Source organism: Bradyrhizobium sp. Ai1a-2 (genome assembly GCF_000426245.1).
Lineage (GTDB): Bacteria > Pseudomonadota > Alphaproteobacteria > Rhizobiales > Xanthobacteraceae > Bradyrhizobium.
Genome location: NZ_AUEZ01000068.1, coordinates 1 through 16,786 on the forward strand (window position 1 = coordinate 1; position 16,786 = coordinate 16,786).

The window sequence follows — 16,786 nt, forward strand, 5'->3', positions numbered from 1 at the left end:
CGCTCATCGAGGGGCTCCCAGCGGAGGTCGTGATGGGCGATGCGGCCTACGATTCCGATGCGTTGCGATCCGCGATCGCCGCAAAAGGCGCTCAAGCCGTCATTCCGAACAATCCCTCACGGGCAATCAAATATCCGCTCAACAAACCCCTCTATGCCGAGCGTCATCTGATCGAATGCTGCTTCTCGAAACTGAAGCGTTTCAGGCGCGTTGCTACGCGCTACGAAAAAACGGCACGAAATTACTTCGCCGTCGTCGCTATCGCCGCAACACTGCTCTGGCTAAGGTAATTGTCCACACGACCTAATGCGCGGAGCGGGGCAGCGCCATCAGGCGCAATGCGATGGCGAACAACTCGTTTTGCGAGGAGATGTTGAGCTTCTCGTAGGCTCGCTTGCGATAGGTGAAGGTCGAGTGCAGGCTGATCCCGAGATCCGCCGCGATCGCCTCGGACCCATAGCCAGACAGGATCCGCAGGCAGACATCCTTCTCCCGGCCGGTCAGCTTGAGGAACGGCTCGCGGGTCGAAAACAGCGTGTGAAGCTTCGTTGGCGCCTCCGCGACCACCTCCTCCTGGCAGTGACGCGCCACGATCGCGGTGATGGCGGGCGCCATGTTGCAGAGGCGCGCGGCCTCGTTGCGCGAAAACCGGCCTTGCTCGGCGGTTCGGTAGAAGTTCACGTAGAAGCAGGCGCTGTCGACCCAGATCGCGGCAGCGATCTTGTCGACGATCTCGGCGTCCTCGAAAAAGATCTTCCGATAGCTGTCGCTGTACATGCGACGGGCGAAGCTCGGCAGGACGATCGGGCGAGGCGCCGCTCGCTGGCGCAGGATCGCCTCCCGGTTCGGATCGGACAGATGAAAGTGCTCGGAATATGCCGCGCCGAGGTCCGGCCCGATGTCGATGTGCCCGATTCCCAGCGCGCAACGCGCCGTTCGCTCCGTCTCGAGGGCAAATACCATGCAATGGCCGACACCGGCCACGGCCCGCACCGTATCCATCAGGACCTGCGAGAACGAAGGTCGACCGATGGCAAGCACCATCGGCGCAAGGACGCTTGACGAATCTCCCGGTTCCACCGCCGCTGACCCCATCGCTTCCTCCGAATTTTTCTTCAAGCCTATCAGCTACATCCGCAGCTTTGAAGCGGTCTCGTGCGGCCCCTCGCCCTGTCTTGAGGCAGCATCTGTCACCAATCAGGGGGACAGACGCCCACCCGGGTGGTAGGCGATAATTCAGAAGCGCGGGCGTACTAGACGTCCTCGGCGTGTCCGCGCGCACTGAAAAAAAGGAATTCTTTCGGGAGGGACTACAATGAGGCTGGGCCTTGCCGGGCTTTGGATCTTGCTGACCGCGGTTCTCTGCGCCTCGGACGCAAAAGCGGACATCAAGGTGGGGATCGTTGTCTCCGCGTCAGGGCCGGGCTCGGCGCTCGGGCAACCGCAGATGCGAACGGTCGCGGCGCTGCCGAAGGAGATCGGCGGCGAAAAGGTCGTCTACATCCCGCTCGACGATGAATCTGATACCACCAAGGGCGTCCAGAACGCCCGGCGCCTGGTGATCCAGGACGGCGTCGACATCCTGATAGGATCGTCGCTGACGCCCGTGACGATGCCGATGCTCGACATCGCCATGGAAGCGAAAACCCCGATCATCTCGCTGGCGGCGGCGACCGCCATCGTCCAGCCGATGGACGACCGCCGCAAATGGGCGTTCAAGGTCGTGCCCAACGATGACCTGATGGCGGCGGCCATCCTCAAGCATATCGCGAAGTCGGGGGTCAAGACTCTCGGCTATATCGGCGTTTCGGATGGATATGGCGAAGGCTATTACAAGGAAGTCAGCCGGCTCGCGCCGACGCTTGGCCTGACGGTGACGACGCATGAAGTGTACGCACGCGCCGACACCAGCGTGACCGGCCAGGCCTTGAAGGTGATGGCGACCAATCCGGAGGCGGTGTTCGTCGCATCCGCCGGCACGCCGGCCGTATTGCCCCAGCAAGCCCTTCGCGAACGAGGCTATGCCGGCAAGATTTTTCAGACCCACGGCGTGGCGACGGAAGAGTTCATCAAGCTCGGTGGCGCCAATGTCGAGGGCGCCGTGTTTACCGGGGAAGCGTTCACCATCGCCGAGGATCTGCCGGCGAACGATCCGTTCCGGCAGGCGCGCGAAGAGCTCGTCTCTGCCTACGAGAAGGCCAACGGCCAGAAGCCGAACATCTTCGCCGCGCATTTGTGGGATGCTGTCGCGCTGTTCAAGAGGGCGGCGGCAAACGCCTTGAAAACCGCCAAGCCGGGTACGCCGGAATTCCGTGCTGCGCTGCGCGACGAGCTTGAGCGCGGCAAGGACGTCTATCTGAACAACGGCCTTTCCACCATGAGTCCGACCGACCACAACGGTTACGATGAGCGTTCCGCCTTTCTCATCAAAGTGGAGGGTGGGAAATTTCGCCTGATGCGGTAGGGCAAGTAAGAAGGAGGACTTGAATGACTGCACTCGGCTCCTCTTCCACAACCAGCGCGGTACCGCATCTGGACGTCGATCCTTTTGCAATCGAGTTCTTCGCCGATCCTTTCCCGACCCATGAGGTCCTGCGGGAAGCGGGGCCGGTCGTGTATCTCGACAAATGGAACGTCTACGGCGTTGCACGATACGCCGAAGTCCATGCAATGCTGAACGACCCCATGACCTTCTGCTCCAGCCGCGGCGTGGGCTTGAGCGATTTCAAGAAGGAAAAGCCGTGGCGGCCGCCGAGCCTGATTCTCGAAGCCGATCCGCCCGCCCATACCCGCACGCGCGCCGTGCTCAGCCGCGTGCTGTCGCCGAGCGTCATGAAGCAAGTGCGCGATGGCTTCACCGCGGCTGCCGAGGCGCGGGTCGACGCGCTATTGGACAAGCGCAGCTTCGATGCGATCGAGGATCTCGCGGAAGCCTACCCGCTCTCGGTCTTCCCGAACGCGCTCGGACTGAAGACCGAGGGCCGCGAGCATCTGCTCCCCTATGCCAGCCTGGTGTTCAACGCGTTCGGTCCGCCGAACCAGTTGCGGCAGGAGGCGATCGAACGTTCGGCGCCGCACCAGGCGTATATCGCCGAGCAATGCCAGCGCGAGAACCTTGCGCCGGGTGGCTTTGGCGCCTGCATCCACGCGCGCGTCGATGAAGGCGAGATCACCGCCGCCGAGGCGCCCCTCCTGGTGCGCTCGCTGCTGTCGGCCGGCCTCGATACGACCGTCAACGGCCTCGGCGCAGCTGTCTATTGCCTGGCGCGCTTTCCGGATCAATGGCAGCTCTTGCGCGATAATCCGGCGTTGGCGCGCAATGCCTTCGAGGAGGCGGTGCGCTTCGAAAGCCCGGTTCAGACTTTCTTCCGCACCACGACGAGGGAGGTCGAACTCGGCGGCGCACCGGTCGGCGAGGGCGAGAAGGTGCTGATGTTCCTCGGCGCGGCCAATCGCGATCCGAGGCGTTGGGACAAGCCCGATGGCTACGATATCAACCGACGCACCAGCGGCCATGTCGGCTTCGGCTCGGGCATCCACATGTGCGTCGGCCAGCTCGTGGCGCGCCTCGAAGGCGAGGTGATGCTGTCGGCGTTAGCGCGCCGCGTCGCGAAAATCGAGATCACGGGCGAACCGAAGCGCCGCTTCAATAACACGCTGCGCGGGCTCGACAGCCTGCCCGTTACCATCACGCCGGCATGACAAGAGGGACGATGGCTGCGATCACCTTCATTCATCCCAATGGCCGAAGCGATCGGGTCGAGACCAGTGACGGCGAGAGCGCGATGCAGGCCGCCACCCGTCACGGATTGGATGGCATTCTCGCCGAATGCGGCGGCAACGCCATGTGCGCAACCTGCCACGTTTATGTCGACGATGATTGGCTCGCGCGCCTCCCCCCGATGAGCGACGACGAAGACGCCCTGCTCGACGGCACCGCTTGCGACCGCCTGCCGAACAGCCGCCTGTCCTGCCAGATCAGGATGACACCCGCACTTGATGAGCTCGTGCTGCGCCTGCCGGAACGGCAGGTCTGAGCGCCGATCGGCAAGGGCGAGAAGCGCCAGTTCCCGTTCGAAGGCGCTTCTCAGTCAACAGTAGCCGCACGCGACGGGGCGCGGGACTCGGCGAAGCAGATGCGACGTCACGCCTCCTCACTTCAAATCAGATATCGCTGCGACGTGATCGCAGTTAGCAAACATCAATCGTTTGTGCCGAGACTGATCGGCGTGGCTTCAACGAGTTGTGTATGGACCGTCAAAGACGTTCGCAGGCATAGCGCCGAAGGAGACAATCCGATGGGCAGGAACGGTGAAGCGAAGGTCTTTGCTTGGCTGGTCGATCGCAGCCGTTCCAACGATCCTGACCGCGATGGTCGTGACGTGTTGGGTCGCTCTTAGAGCCAGCTTGCCGATACTCGATGGCTCCGTTCAAGGCGAAGGACTATCCGCCAAGGTCACGATCGACCGGGATGCGCTGGGCGTGCCCACGATCAGTGGCTCGGACCGGGCGGATTTGGCTTACGCAACGGGCTTCCTGCACGCTCAGGATCGGTTCTTCCAAATGGATTTGTTGCGACGCTCGGCTGCGGGCGAACTGGCCGAGCTTTTTGGGCCGGTCGCGCTCGATCTGGATCGCCGCCAGCGCTTGCATCAATTCCGAATGCGCTCCCTCGTCGTACTCGCCGCCGCCTCACCGGACGAGCGCCGCCTTATCGAGTCCTATACCCGCGGGGTCAATGACGGCTTGAACGCCCTTTCCGCCAGGCCTTTCGAATACCTGCTGCTGCGGGCGGCACCCGTCCCCTGGCGACCGGAGGATTCCGTCCTGGTTGCGTATTCAATGTACTTCGAGCTGCAATACGATGAATTGGAATCCGTGCTGGCACGTGCTGCGCTACGTGATCACACGCCCGACGACATGTTCAGGTTCCTGCTGCCTGACGTCAGTCATTGGGACGCACCGCTGGATCAGACGACGAGCCCGATTGTCCCGATGCCCGGTCTGCCGACCGCTAAGCCAAGCTGGTCGCTTTCGCTGGCACGATCGGATCCGCAGCCCGACGAGAATCCTGTTGCCGGCAGCAACAGCTGGGCTGTCATAGGCGCTCACACTCGCCAGCGTGCGGCCATGCTGGCGAACGACATGCATCTCGGCCTGCGACTGCCAAATATCTGGTATCGCCTGTCGCTTGTTTACCCCGACGCCAGTGGAAAGATGCGTCGCGTCACTGGCGCGAGCCTGCCGGGCACGCCGGCCGTTATCGTCGGCAGCAACGGTCGCGTGGCCTGGGGATTCACGAACAGCTCAGGCCACTACCTGGATCTGATCAGTCTTGACGGCAACACGGTGGACGGCGTCCGACCTCGGGAAGCCGGCAGCAGCTCTGAGACGGTGGCGCGCCAGATCGAAAGCATCAAGGTGAAAGGAGAAGCGCAGGTTGATCTGCCCATTGTCGTGACACGTTGGGGACCGGTCATGGCAGTCGGCAACAAGAATTACGCAATTCACTGGGCAGCCCACGACCCGAACGCGATCAACCTGCATCTCCTGCGCATGGAAGATGCCGACAATGTCACGGCCGCGGTCAAGATCGGACAGACAAGCGGCATACCCACTCAGAATCTCATTGTCGCCGACCTGGACGGCCACATCGGCTGGACTCTTGCCGGCCCATTGCCGAAACATCCGGCGCCGAGCGATGGTCTGCCGGTCTCCGAACCCGACAATCACACCTGGTCGGAATATCTCGCACCAGACGAGTACCCGGTAAGGTACGATCCCTCCTATGGCCGTCTATGGACGGCGAACAGCCGACAATTGAGCGATAAGGATCAGGACAAGATCGGAGGCAGAGATGCCGACCTGGGGGCGCGCGCGAGCCAGATCCGCGATGACCTGTTCATGAGAGATCGCTTCGACGAGAACGCGTTCCTTGCCATACAGCGTGACGATCGCGCGCTTTGGATCGATTTCTGGCGGCGCCTGCTGATTGATGCGCTCGATGACGCCGCGCTGGATGGGCATCCGCAGCGCGCCAAGCTCAAACAGCTTGTGACGGAGTGGAACGGCCGCGCCGATCCGGACGCGGTGGGTTATTCGCTGGTCCGCAGCTTCTATCAGTCCATGTATGACGCGTGGTTTGGCGGTCTCGATGCCGAACTCCGTCAAGTCCATCCGAGAGCCAGCTATCGCGTCGCGAACCGACGCGCGGAGGCCGTGATGGAAACGCTGGCCGAGCGCCACGCCTGGATACCTTCCGAGATTTCCGACTGGCGAGCGTTCCTTCTCAATCGCGTCGATCTGGTCATAACAAAGACCACGCGCGACGGAGCACAGCTTCAGGATGCGCGCTGGGGCACCACGAACACGTCTCGCATAGCACATCCATTGGTGCGCTCGCTGCCATGGCTTCGCACATGGCTGGCCGTGCCTCCCGTAGGCTTGCCAGGTGATGTCAACATGCCGCTGGTACAAGCGCCGGAGTTCGGCGCCTCCGAACGGATGGTGGTAGCCCCCGGCCATGAAGACACCGGCATTTTCCACATGCCGGGAGGCCAAAGCGGCCATCCGCTGTCCCCGTTCTTTCTCGCGGGCCATGAGGCATGGGTGCGTGGCGATCCGACTCCGTTCTTGCCTGGCCCCACAGTCCACCAAATGATCATGCAGCCGTGAGAGGATTCGATCTCGTCGCTGTGGTGGAAGGTGTCTCACCTGGTCGACGCAACATCCGCAAAGCCCTGTTTGAAACGAAATTTCGTCAGTCGTGGGGCCGATGAGTTGAATTTGCTCCTCTTTGCGCCGATGGTGGAACCTCGATCTATGCGCAGGGCTCGCGCAGACCCCCTTCCTTTTTTGCACGCCGCGGGACACGGAATGAAGAATGGCAGTCGACACCACTTCGAAGGAGCGCCAGCCGCGACGGTTCCGATGGGAAAGCGCGAGGCGAACAAGGCCGACAAGCTCGACAGAGTGAAGCGAGCGGCACGCGAACTTTTTACGTCGGTTGGGTACGACGAGGCCACGACCCGGCAGATCGCGAAGAAAGCGGGTGTCGCGCTGGGGACTGTGTTCACCTATGCGACCACCAAGCGCGACCTTCTCTTTCTGGTCTCCAATGATTTGCTCGACGAGGCTCGCCGCGACGCCGAGGCGTCATTTGAGGCCACGCGAGGGCTCCAGCTCAACTTTGTGACGTTCTGCGCGGTCTTTTACAAGGTGTTGCTGGTACAGCCGGAATTGTCGAAACTCGTTTTCCGCGAGCTGCTATTCTACGATTCAGGCATTCACTCGAGGAATGCGCTCGCCAATCGCATGCGTACGTTGAAGAACATCGAAGCGATGGTCGTCAGCGCCGCGAACAAGGGCGAAATCAGCCGCGGTCACTCGTCCGCGCACGTTGCTTGGTTGCTGTTCAGCATCTTTCAAGCCGAAAACCGCCGTTGGCTTGCTCTCAATGACCGCGAACTCGACGAAGGACTGTCACACCTATGGACATCCGTCGGGTTGCTGCTGAATGGACTATCGGCCAAACCCGCCGCGACTTTGCGCGCACCGGCTGCGGTGCTGCGTAAGCTGACGCGCTGAAAAGCCCCTCCTCAAATTTTTAGAACTTGTTCAAAAATCAGATTGACTGATTTTAGAGCGTGTTCAATATTAATGGGGCGCTCCGATCCGAAGAGCGGATAAACTTCATTCGACGAGGAGAACGCCTTGGTCCGCCTCCTGACAGGTCACGACAAGCCGCAGCTTCCCGAAACGCATTACCTCGACAACCGAATATTCACCGACGAGGCGATCTTCCGCGAAGAGCAGGAACGAATTTTCACGAAGACCTGGCAGTTCGTTTGCCATGAGAGCGAAGTGGACAAGCCCGGCGATTTCCGCTGCGCCAGGATCGCAGGCAAGTCAATCATCATGGTCCGCGGGGCCGACAACGTCATCCGCGGATTTCACAACGCCTGCCGCCATCGCGCCGCGGAAATCGTCCGTGATGAGTCCGGAACAGCGCGGATGTTTACGTGCTTCTATCACCATTGGACCTATGGGCTCGACGGTAGACTCAGGGGGGTGTCGAAGCCCGAAGGGTACGAAGCGGTCAATCTCGACAAGAGCACGCTGGGTCTCGTACCGGTCCGCAGCGAGAGTTTTGCAGGGCTTGTATTCGTTTGCCTGGACGACGGCGTTGAACCGCTCCGTGAATTCCTCGGCGACATTGTCAAAGGCTTTGAAGAGCCACTCGGGACCATTCCGCTCGAGGTCTTTCACTTCCACAAAGCGGTGCTGAAGACGAACTGGAAGTTGTGGCAGGACAACAACAGCGAGCGCTACCACGCGTTGCTGCATGTGGCCAATCGCAAGACGATGCCTTGGGTCCTCGGCAAGACCAGCCCGATGAAGCTTAGGATCGAAGCGCACGGACACAGCGGCTATTGGGCTGATGGCGGCGAAGCCGTTGTCGATTACGCCAAGGGCGGCTATTCGGACGGCGCGGAGGGTGCGTTGCCGGGCATGCGCGGGGACGAGATGCGGGTCATCAATCTGTTCCCCGATCTGATGATCAACATCCGCTCGAATGTCGTTCGCCTCGATCGCATGGTCCCGCTGGGTCCGGATCGAACCCTGGTCGAGTGGCGCGGCCTTGCCGTCAAAGGTGATGACGCCCGGATGCGCGCAATACGCACTAGGCAACACAATCTGTTTTGGGGTCCGACCGGGCGCAACCTCCCGGAAGATGTCCTGGCAGTCGAGTCTCAGGCGAGGGCCATGGGCACGGGAGACATCCGCTACAGCATCATCGCGCGCGAGGAGCAGCTCAATCCGACCGACGACGCGAACATTCGATCCTATTATCGGGAATGGGGAAGGCGGATGGGAAAATCCCCTGCGACGCTGGCATGAGCTCTCATCAGGAAGACCTCGAGGCGATCCGGACCGTCGTGCAACGGACGGCGGCCTTGCTCGATACCGAGCAATTCAGTGAATGGATCAGCCTGTTTGATGCCGAGGGCAGCTACGAACTGGCCGCTTACAGCACCGAGATTCGGCGCTGGATGACTTGGCAGCTCTCCGACCGGCCAGCGCTGAAACAAATGTTGGACGAGGTGGGTGAGCATGTCCGCGACCCCGCCCGCCGCCGCCACGTGGTCGGGATGCCGTTTGTCGAATTTACGGACGATGCGACCGCCCGGGCGACCACGACTTTCTCTCTGTTCAGAACCACGCCGGAGGGAACGTCCTCGCTTTACATCGTCGGCAGCTACGAGGACCAGTTCATCAAGCGTGACGGCGCCTGGCGCTACGCATTTCACAGGGTTGTCTCCGACACGCGCGTGCTCGACGCGTTCACCCATATACCAGTCTAGAGATGCCGTCCGATGCGACTGCTGATCACTTCCGCCGCTATTGCATGGGGACTCATAGCCGTTCCGCAGATTGCCGAGGCGCAAAACTATCCGAACAAGCCGATCCGCGTGTTCGTCTCGTCCACGGCCGGCGGTCCTCTCGATGTTTTCACGCGTCTGGTCACCCACAAGATGGAAGAGCGGCTGCACCAGCCGTTCGTCATCGAAAACCGCAGCGGAGCCGGCGGAAACATCGCGGCTGCAGGGGCCGCGCAGGCCGAGCCGGATGGCTACACGGTCCTGTTTTCGATCGATACGACCTTCACCGTCAACCCCAGTCTCTTTAAGCAGAACCCCGTCGATCTGGATAAGGATTTCGTCCCCTTGTCCGTGCTCGCCAAGTTCGGTCAGGCGCTTGGCGTTCCCTCTACTCTGCCGGTGAGTTCGCTTGCCGACCTGATCGAGCTATCGCGCAAGAAGGATCTTGGCTATGGCTCTTCGGGCACGGGATCGCCAGCGCACCTGGCATTCTCCTATCTGCAAGCCGTCAGCGGACTTAAGGCGACGCATATCCCCTACCGGGGCAATCCGCCGGCATTGCTCGCTCTCCTGAACGGAGACATCCAAGCGGCGATGGTTGTTACCACCTCGCTGCTTCCACTTGCTCAGGAAAGCAAAGTCAAGCTCCTCGCCTATTCCGACAGCACGCGGTCCGAGGCGATCCCCGATGTGCCAACCGTAGCGGAACTAGGATACCCCAACTTTGAAGCCGTTTTCGGCTACGTCATGCTCGTCCCGGCAAACACGCCGAAATCGATTGCGGACGTGCTATTCACCGAAGCGACCCACGCCGTCATGGAGCCTGATGTCCGCGAAAAGCTAAAAAGCACGGACACGGTTCCCATCGCACTATCCTCGCGGGATTCCGTTGTCTGGCTGCACAACAGTCGCAAGAAATGGGCCGACGTCATCACGAAGATGAATGTCAGCGCTGAGTGAGCCGCTTCAGACTTTGTGTTCTCCCAGCGATTATCCGTCTACCCCTGCCGGTGCGACGCATCCGCTCGCGTAGAGATGCGATGCTTGAGCGAACCCGCAGGTCGCTGCGTGGCGGCGAAAAGCGCCACCTTCCGAAGGGCCGCTTCTTACATCGTCCCCTGGCGCCACGCGTTGACGCAGTGATCACGGCAAAAAGCATTGACTAAGCTAGTTGACTGACTATTAGTGAGCAGGGTATGCCCCATGCAAGATTCACCGTTGAAAAGATGAGATCTCGGCGCAGCGTTTTGAAGGTAGGGATTGCCGCGAGCGCCGCCGGTGTTCTCGGCCGACAGTCAACTGCCTCCGGCGCTGACCGTGAGGGCTCCCCCAATATTTCCGGAAAGGACCTGGCTGTGGGTTCGAAGTCCATAACGCTCGAGCGAAAAGACCACGTCGCGCTCATTGGTCTCAATCGACCGGGAAAGGCGAACCGAATCGATCCGGAAGCGTACGAACTCCTGTCAGAGGCTTACTTTGAATTCGAGCATGACGATTCGTTGCGCGTCGCCGTCCTGTTCGGACACGGTGAGCATTTTTCGCGTGGTATCGACGTCGAGGCGTTTGCTTCCACAATCAGTTCGGGGGGCGAGCAAGGGCTCGGTCAGCAAAGAATAGACCCGTTTGGAAAATCCCCGCAGCGTCTCTCAAAGCCGGTAGTCGCTGTCGCCCACGGCGATACCTGGAATATAGGTCATGAATTGTGTCTGGCTGCAGATGTTCGTGTGGCCGCCGCGAATGCGAACTTCGGTCAAACCGAAGCCTCACAGGCGCGTATGCCCGGAAGCGGCGCTACGATCCGATTTGTGCGGGACGCCGGTTGGGGCAATGCCATGCGCTACATGCTCACCGGCGACCACTGGGGCGCGGAAGACGCAAAGCGGATGGGGCTTTTCCAGGAGATCGCGGCCGACCCCGAAGAGGCACTACGTCTTGGAATTCTGCTTGCGACGAAGATAGCGGCTTGCGCACCACTATCAGTGCGAGCGACGTTGAAGTCGGCTCATCTCGCCGTCGATGAAGCCGCTGACAGATCGCTGTTACTTCTAGGTGAGCAGCGGCGAGCGCTGTATCAGACCCGGGATTTCGAAGAGGGCCTGGCTGCAACACGAGAGAAGCGCGCACCTCGATACGAGGGGCGCTGATCGAGTGGTTGCGCATGATTGTGTCAGCTTGCAAACGCGACTTTCGGAGTATTCTGCCAAGTTCTAGCTGACCAATACGTACTTTCATCTGGATCTCCCCGGGAAATTTTCTTCATTTCACCAAGCGATGCTCGCTGAAAGGCTTCGCCGCCTGTATGCCGAGGTGATGAAGACGCAGCGTTGGCAGAAGGCTTGATCGACACCTCCGGCTGGGGGGAGTAAGTCAGCGCGCAAGGTCGAAGGACCCTCAATCGAAATCGCGGGCAAGCGTGACTCGGATTGGAGCTACGCCTGGGTCCCCTGGTCGGCCCAGCTATTGGAGGCGTTAGTGCAGCGCTTGTTTCGCGCATTGGGCCTCGTCTGAAGCTAAAAAAGCAAAGGAGTGCAGAGATGCCACGAAAGACCTTGCAGCCAGCGGAACTGTTTGCCAGTAGGCCCTGGGGCTTTTCGCAAGTTGTTATCAGCGAACCGGGGCACGTTGTGAATATAGCGGGGCAGGTAGCCTGGAACGCCGAGGGCAAATCAAACGCGGAAGGGTTGGAAGGACAGTTTCGGCAGACGCTGAAGCAGGTCATCATCGCGGTAGAGGCTGCAGGCGGGCAGGCCGAAGATATTCAGACGTTGCGACTTTACATCCGCAATTTTGTGCCGGGCACCGATGCAGATATCATCGCCAAAGTGCTCGTTGACGTATTCGGCGATGTCAGTCCGCCAGCGTCTTCATGGATCGGCGTGCAGGCGCTTGCGCAGCCTGACTATCTGATTGAGGTCGAGGCGATGGCTATCGTCCCCATCGATTGATCTTGCTCACAGGAACGCTTTGGGACGAGGCTATACGACGTTTCACGGAAATCTGATGCCTGGCGAGTGAATGGCGCGAACGGGGGTGAAAAACATCACCCCCTCCAACACGGACGACCTTGTCGGAGAATTTGCGAGCGCGTCGGCTGACGACAGACGGTACCGGGCGTAACCCGTTGTCATCCAATGTAGTGGGCGCAATGGCCCATATTGATGCCGATTTGGCGCTCGAACGGAACGCGTACGGCGAGAAACGCCCGTATTTATTGGCCTTCTTGCAATCGGACGCTGGCGATCCCGGGAAGACTCGAACTTCCGACCTACGGTTTAGGAAACCGCCGCTCTATCCGGCTGAGCTACGGGACCGCGAACCCCTCTTTCCGGGTTTCGGCACCTCATAGCAGACTGAAAGCCCGATCGCCAGACTGCGTGCCGGGTCGGCGCTGCCCGTGATGAACCGGGTGCGACAGAGTTCCGGTGCGCTGCCCGCACCTAGTCGATAAGGCCGCCTCCGCGAATAAGCGCGCCAGATATGAACGACAAGTTAACCGGCCAACACGCCTTGCTTGAGCCAGATCAAGGTCATCCGCCTCGAATCAGGCGAAGGTTAAGAGCGGCCGCCTGCGGCCCGTCCTCCACCTCTCCCCTTCCCCATCCGGAGCACTCTGTGAATAGCGCCGGCAGCTTTGCCACCCGTCTCGCCTTCCATCGCATCGACCATCAGACCACCGCGTTGTTGCGCGAAGCGCGCAGCCTCATCATCGATGCGCTGCCCAGGATCCTTGATCGCTTCTACGACCACGCCGGCCGCTTCGCGCAGACCGCGCGCTTCTTCCGCAGCCGCGAGCACATGATGCATGCCAAGCAGATGCAGATAAAGCACTGGTCCATCATCCTGGAGGGACGCTTTGACGCCGACTATGAAGCGTCCGTAAGGCGCATCGGCGAGGTTCACAATAAGCTCGGACTCGAGCCGACCTGGTATATCGGCGGCTACAACGCGCTGTTGTCGGATCTCGTCGGCGAGGTCGCGATCCGCATGCCGGCGCGCATGCTGAGCCGCGGCTCGGCGGTGAAGCAGGCCGCGATGCAGTGCGCGATCGTCAACGCGGCGCTGCTCGACATGGATATTGCGCTTGCCGTCTATACCGAGGCCGAACGCCGCGACCGGCGGCAGCTGCTGGACCGGCTGGCGACGGATTTCGAGGGCGCGATCGGCGGTGTCGTCGACATTGTCGCCTCAGCATCCACGGAGCTGCAGGCGGCGGCGCAATCGCTGCAGGGCGCGACCGATCGCACCTCGGCGAAGTCGGGCCTGGTCACTGTCGCCTCGCGCGAGGCGACCACGAATGTCAACGCGGTCGCCGCCGCGGTCGAGCAACTCACCAATTCGATCCGCGAGATCGGCGAGCGCGTCACCGATTCGGCCCGGATCGCGACGGAGGCGACCGCGGCAATCAATGCCGCCGGCGACAAGATGCAGAAACTCTCGGCCGCCGCGGAGCAGATCGGCACCATCGTCCATCTCATCACCGACATTGCCGGCCAGACCAACCTGCTCGCGCTCAACGCCACCATCGAGGCGGCACGCGCCGGCGACGCCGGGCGCGGCTTTGCCGTGGTCGCGCAGGAGGTCAAGTCGCTTGCCGAGCAGACCGCCAAGGCGACCGCGGACATCGCCGCGCAGATCGGCGACATGCAGCAATCAACCACGGAGTCGGCGAGCGCCATCGGCGATATCGTCGGCGTGATCCGCTCGATGGGCGAAGCGTCGACCGCGATCGCCTCCGCCGTCGAACAGCAGGACGCCGCCACCAGCGAGATTTCGCGGAACATTCAGCAGGCAGCCGTCGGCACCAGGGACGTGTCTGACAATATCGAGGACGTCATGCATGCCGCCGAGGAGAACGGCGGCAGTGCATCGAACGTGCTGGATGCGGCGGGCGAATTGTCGCGACAGTCGGAGCGACTGCGCAATGAAATGTCAAAATTCCTGGCGACCGTGAGGGCTGCCTGAGGACATTCAGAGCGGACGCCGCTGTGGTTCCATCCAGATTAGAGCCTGCTGCGGACGAGCGACCGCAGACCGATTGATTCGGTTGGAGAATGGACGCGCTTCCATGGAACTTACGATTTCCCCTCGCGGGGAGGCGACGCACACGCACTGGCTGAGGAAACTCCTTCCACTCCACCGGCTGCAAAGCCGGCCCGGTCGCCGCACCGGTCATGTGATCGGACGCCCGTCATGTTCCTTTCACATTGAAATTTCTTGAAAATTTTAGTCGAAACGAGGCGCAGCGTGCGCTACGAAGCCGGCGGCTACCCTTGTGGAACCCCCCGGGTTCCGTCGTGACGGGCGCCATCAAAATGCCGACAATCCGCCCAACTCTCTCGCTGGTCCGAATCTGGCCGGGAATGCCTCTGTGATCGCCTCGCGTTTGTTGATGCTCAGCGTTGCCGTCGCCGGTGCAGCCGTGCTTGCGCCTGCGCGCGTCGATGCGCAGTGGTGGCGCAGCACGCCGAGGGATTTCGAGGAATGCGCTGATGTCGCCGAGAAGGCGAAGACGAAGGAAGACAAGACCTCGCAGCTCGGCGATTGCAACGTGAAATTCGCCGGACGCCGCAAGGCAGGTGGCGGCTACACTTATTATGACTTCCTGCAGGACCGCTCATTCGACATCTCCGGTCCCAACCCGACGCCGGAGGAGCAGAAGAGGATCGACCAGGAATATGCCCGCTATCTGGAAAGGCAGCGCCGCGAGAGCATGACCGCGGCGCTCGCGTTGAAGCAGCAGCAGGAAGCGCAAGCGCAATTGCCGCTGATGCAACCGCCCTTGCCGCCGGACGTCCAGAAGGTGACATTGCGGACCGATACGGTCCGGGTGCCGGTGCCGGTGGCAAGCCCGGTCAAGCGGGCCGAGCGCATCAGAGCCGCCAAATGCGCCAAGGACTCGTTCTCCTGCGACTGGCCGCGGGTCTCCGCGAGCTGGAACGAGTTCAAGAAGATTTTCGCCCCGCAGCCGCCGGCGCCGTCCACCAAGGCCAAGCAGCGCAGCTGATCCTGTTGGAATGGCAGCCCGGGTGAAGCGAACGCAACCAGGGCTACGAGGCTGCGATCAGGGAATCAAATCCGCAATCACCATCACTGGCGGGGATGGGTGCGCTTTGCGCGGTGCGGCACGACCGGCTTGGGCGCAGGCGCAACCGGATCGAAGGTCGGCGCTCGCGATGCCGCGCGGCTCTCCTGCAATCGCGCGTCATAGCCCGGGGAAGGGACGACCGTCGGCGGCGCGGCACGGGAGGCCGCGACTGAACCCAAGGCCAGGGCCGTAACCAACCCTATTACCGCAGAGTGTCTCATCGATCCTTCTCCATCATGTCCCCATTGAAATTCGTGCGGGACCGGCGCCTTTTCAAGGCGTCAGCCCCGGATCTGCTCGACCGTCAACCCAGGCGAGCCCTTGCCCGCCGCCTCGGCCTGCTTGACCAGTTCGACGACGCGCCGCGACAGCGGCGCCTTCAGGCCGCGCCGGTCAGCGATGGCTGTGATGACGCCCTGCAGATAATCGATCTCGGTGCGACGCCCGCGCCTGAGATCTTCCCACATCGAGGAGCGCGCCTCGGGATCGATCTTCATGGTGCGCCCGAGCAGTGTCTCGAAGATCGCATCGGGCACCCGCAACAGCGGCGGCATCAGGCCAGGCGGAATCGGCGTCGGCGACACCGGCCTGATGCCCTCGGCCCTGATCACCGCGAGCCCCTCCGCCATCTGGTCGGCGAACAGCTTTCGCCAGCTGCGTTGCGCGAGCTGCTGGCGAAGCGGGATGTCGGACAGCGCATTCAGCGCGTTGTTGAGATTGACGATCAGCTTGCCCCACTGCACGCCGTCAATATTGTCGGTCGCGCGCATCACAAGGCCCGGCACCGACAATCGTTGCGCCGTGCCCGCCGCATCCCGTTCGACGACGATCGCGCCTGATGTCGAGCGGTGAAACCTCCCCTGGCCGAGCGCCACCACGTTGAACGACACCATGCCGCCCAGCACCTTTCGACCGGGTAAGCGCTGACGCAACAGGCCGACATTGCCGACGCCGTTCTGCAGGCTGACGATGACTGCGTCTTCGGGCGCATGCCTCGCGATGATGTCGGCTATTCCGGCGGTATCCGCGCTCTTGACCGTGACCAGCACCGCGCTCGCGTCGTTAAAAATGGAGGGATCGTCCGACAGCGTGATCTCGTTCGCGGCAAGTCTTTGCTCCGACCCGTCGAAGCCGGTCAGCCGCAGCCCGTTACCCCTGATTTCATCGACCACGCGCGGCCGCGCCAGCAGAGCCACCTTGCGGCCGGCGGCGGCCAGCATGCCGCCGACAAAACAGCCGATGCTCCCGGCGCCGGCGATCCCGATCGGTCGATCCAAAGCATTCATCCGCCGTTCAACCCCACGAACGTAATCGATAG

16 protein-coding genes and 1 tRNA gene are annotated in these 16,786 nt (G+C 61.6%); 13 read left to right on the forward strand and 4 right to left on the reverse strand.

Annotated features, from left to right (window positions below; all coding sequences use genetic code 11):
• Nucleotides 1-290: IS5/IS1182 family transposase (locus tag K288_RS0132340; RefSeq protein WP_027583278.1), on the forward strand; the 290-nt coding region annotated here is incomplete at its 5' end.
• A gap of 13 nt (nucleotides 291-303) precedes the next feature.
• Here the strand turns inward: K288_RS0132340 and K288_RS0132345 are convergent.
• Nucleotides 304-1,095, reverse strand: a complete 792-nt coding sequence (locus tag K288_RS0132345; protein ID WP_043161308.1) for a helix-turn-helix transcriptional regulator — start codon at nucleotides 1,093-1,095, stop codon at nucleotides 304-306.
• Between the two features lie 220 nt (nucleotides 1,096-1,315).
• On the opposite strand from K288_RS0132345, the gene K288_RS0132350 reads away from it, so the two are divergent.
• The 10 genes from K288_RS0132350 (at nucleotide 1,316) to K288_RS0132395 (ending at nucleotide 12,328) form a co-directional block, all read left to right on the forward strand.
• Nucleotides 1,316-2,464, forward strand: a complete 1,149-nt coding sequence (locus K288_RS0132350) for an ABC transporter substrate-binding protein (protein ID WP_027583280.1) — start codon at nucleotides 1,316-1,318, stop codon at nucleotides 2,462-2,464.
• A 23-nt stretch (nucleotides 2,465-2,487) separates the two neighbouring features.
• Entirely contained in the window at nucleotides 2,488-3,702 is a 1,215-nt protein-coding gene (locus K288_RS0132355; RefSeq protein WP_027583281.1) for a cytochrome P450, read from the forward strand.
• An 11-nt stretch (nucleotides 3,703-3,713) separates the two neighbouring features.
• Entirely contained in the window at nucleotides 3,714-4,037 is a 324-nt protein-coding gene (locus K288_RS0132360) for a 2Fe-2S iron-sulfur cluster-binding protein (RefSeq protein WP_027583282.1), read from the forward strand.
• A 370-nt stretch (nucleotides 4,038-4,407) separates the two neighbouring features.
• Nucleotides 4,408-6,675 carry a penicillin acylase family protein gene (locus K288_RS0132365; RefSeq protein WP_201449755.1) on the forward strand — a complete coding sequence of 756 codons (2,268 nt, stop codon included), beginning with the start codon at nucleotides 4,408-4,410 and terminating at the stop codon, nucleotides 6,673-6,675.
• Nucleotides 6,676-6,876: 201 nt separating this feature from the next.
• A complete protein-coding gene (locus tag K288_RS49810; protein WP_051334856.1) occupies nucleotides 6,877-7,587 on the forward strand; it encodes a TetR/AcrR family transcriptional regulator in 711 nt (236 codons plus the stop codon).
• Nucleotides 7,588-7,713: 126 nt separating this feature from the next.
• Entirely contained in the window at nucleotides 7,714-8,901 is a 1,188-nt protein-coding gene (locus K288_RS47190) for an aromatic ring-hydroxylating dioxygenase subunit alpha (RefSeq protein ID WP_051334857.1), read from the forward strand.
• Entirely contained in the window at nucleotides 8,898-9,365 is a 468-nt protein-coding gene (locus tag K288_RS0132380; protein WP_027583284.1) for a nuclear transport factor 2 family protein, read from the forward strand. Before K288_RS47190 ends, K288_RS0132380 begins: the two co-directional genes overlap by 4 nt.
• A gap of 12 nt (nucleotides 9,366-9,377) precedes the next feature.
• Nucleotides 9,378-10,343 carry a tripartite tricarboxylate transporter substrate-binding protein gene (locus tag K288_RS47195; protein WP_051334858.1) on the forward strand — a complete coding sequence of 322 codons (966 nt, stop codon included), beginning with the start codon at nucleotides 9,378-9,380 and terminating at the stop codon, nucleotides 10,341-10,343.
• A 236-nt stretch (nucleotides 10,344-10,579) separates the two neighbouring features.
• The gene (locus K288_RS0132390; RefSeq protein WP_244443332.1) at nucleotides 10,580-11,527 is read left to right on the forward strand and encodes a crotonase/enoyl-CoA hydratase family protein; all 948 of its coding nucleotides are present in this window, start codon (nucleotides 10,580-10,582) and stop codon (nucleotides 11,525-11,527) included.
• Nucleotides 11,528-11,917: 390 nt separating this feature from the next.
• Nucleotides 11,918-12,328 carry a RidA family protein gene (locus tag K288_RS0132395; RefSeq protein WP_027583286.1) on the forward strand — a complete coding sequence of 137 codons (411 nt, stop codon included), beginning with the start codon at nucleotides 11,918-11,920 and terminating at the stop codon, nucleotides 12,326-12,328.
• Between the two features lie 289 nt (nucleotides 12,329-12,617).
• On the opposite strand, the gene K288_RS0132400 is transcribed toward K288_RS0132395, so the two are convergent.
• A tRNA-Arg gene (locus K288_RS0132400) sits at nucleotides 12,618-12,694 on the reverse strand.
• Nucleotides 12,695-12,995: 301 nt separating this feature from the next.
• On the opposite strand from K288_RS0132400, the gene K288_RS0132405 reads away from it, so the two are divergent.
• Nucleotides 12,996-14,345, forward strand: coding sequence for a globin-coupled sensor protein (locus K288_RS0132405; RefSeq protein WP_027583287.1), 1,350 nt, complete (start codon nucleotides 12,996-12,998; stop codon nucleotides 14,343-14,345).
• 406 nt (nucleotides 14,346-14,751) lie between these two features.
• Nucleotides 14,752-15,387: a hypothetical protein gene (locus K288_RS0132410; protein WP_343208986.1), complete on the forward strand. Its 636-nt coding sequence runs from the start codon at nucleotides 14,752-14,754 to the stop codon at nucleotides 15,385-15,387.
• A gap of 83 nt (nucleotides 15,388-15,470) precedes the next feature.
• Here K288_RS0132410 and K288_RS0132415 read toward each other — a convergent pair whose 3' ends face one another.
• Nucleotides 15,471-15,689 (reverse strand): hypothetical protein, encoded by a 219-nt coding sequence (locus K288_RS0132415; protein ID WP_027583289.1) that lies wholly within the window; start codon nucleotides 15,687-15,689, stop codon nucleotides 15,471-15,473.
• Nucleotides 15,690-15,749: 60 nt separating this feature from the next.
• Nucleotides 15,750-16,754, reverse strand: coding sequence for a 2-dehydropantoate 2-reductase (locus K288_RS0132420; RefSeq protein ID WP_027583290.1), 1,005 nt, complete (start codon nucleotides 16,752-16,754; stop codon nucleotides 15,750-15,752).
• Nucleotides 16,755-16,786: the final 32 nt, after the last annotated feature.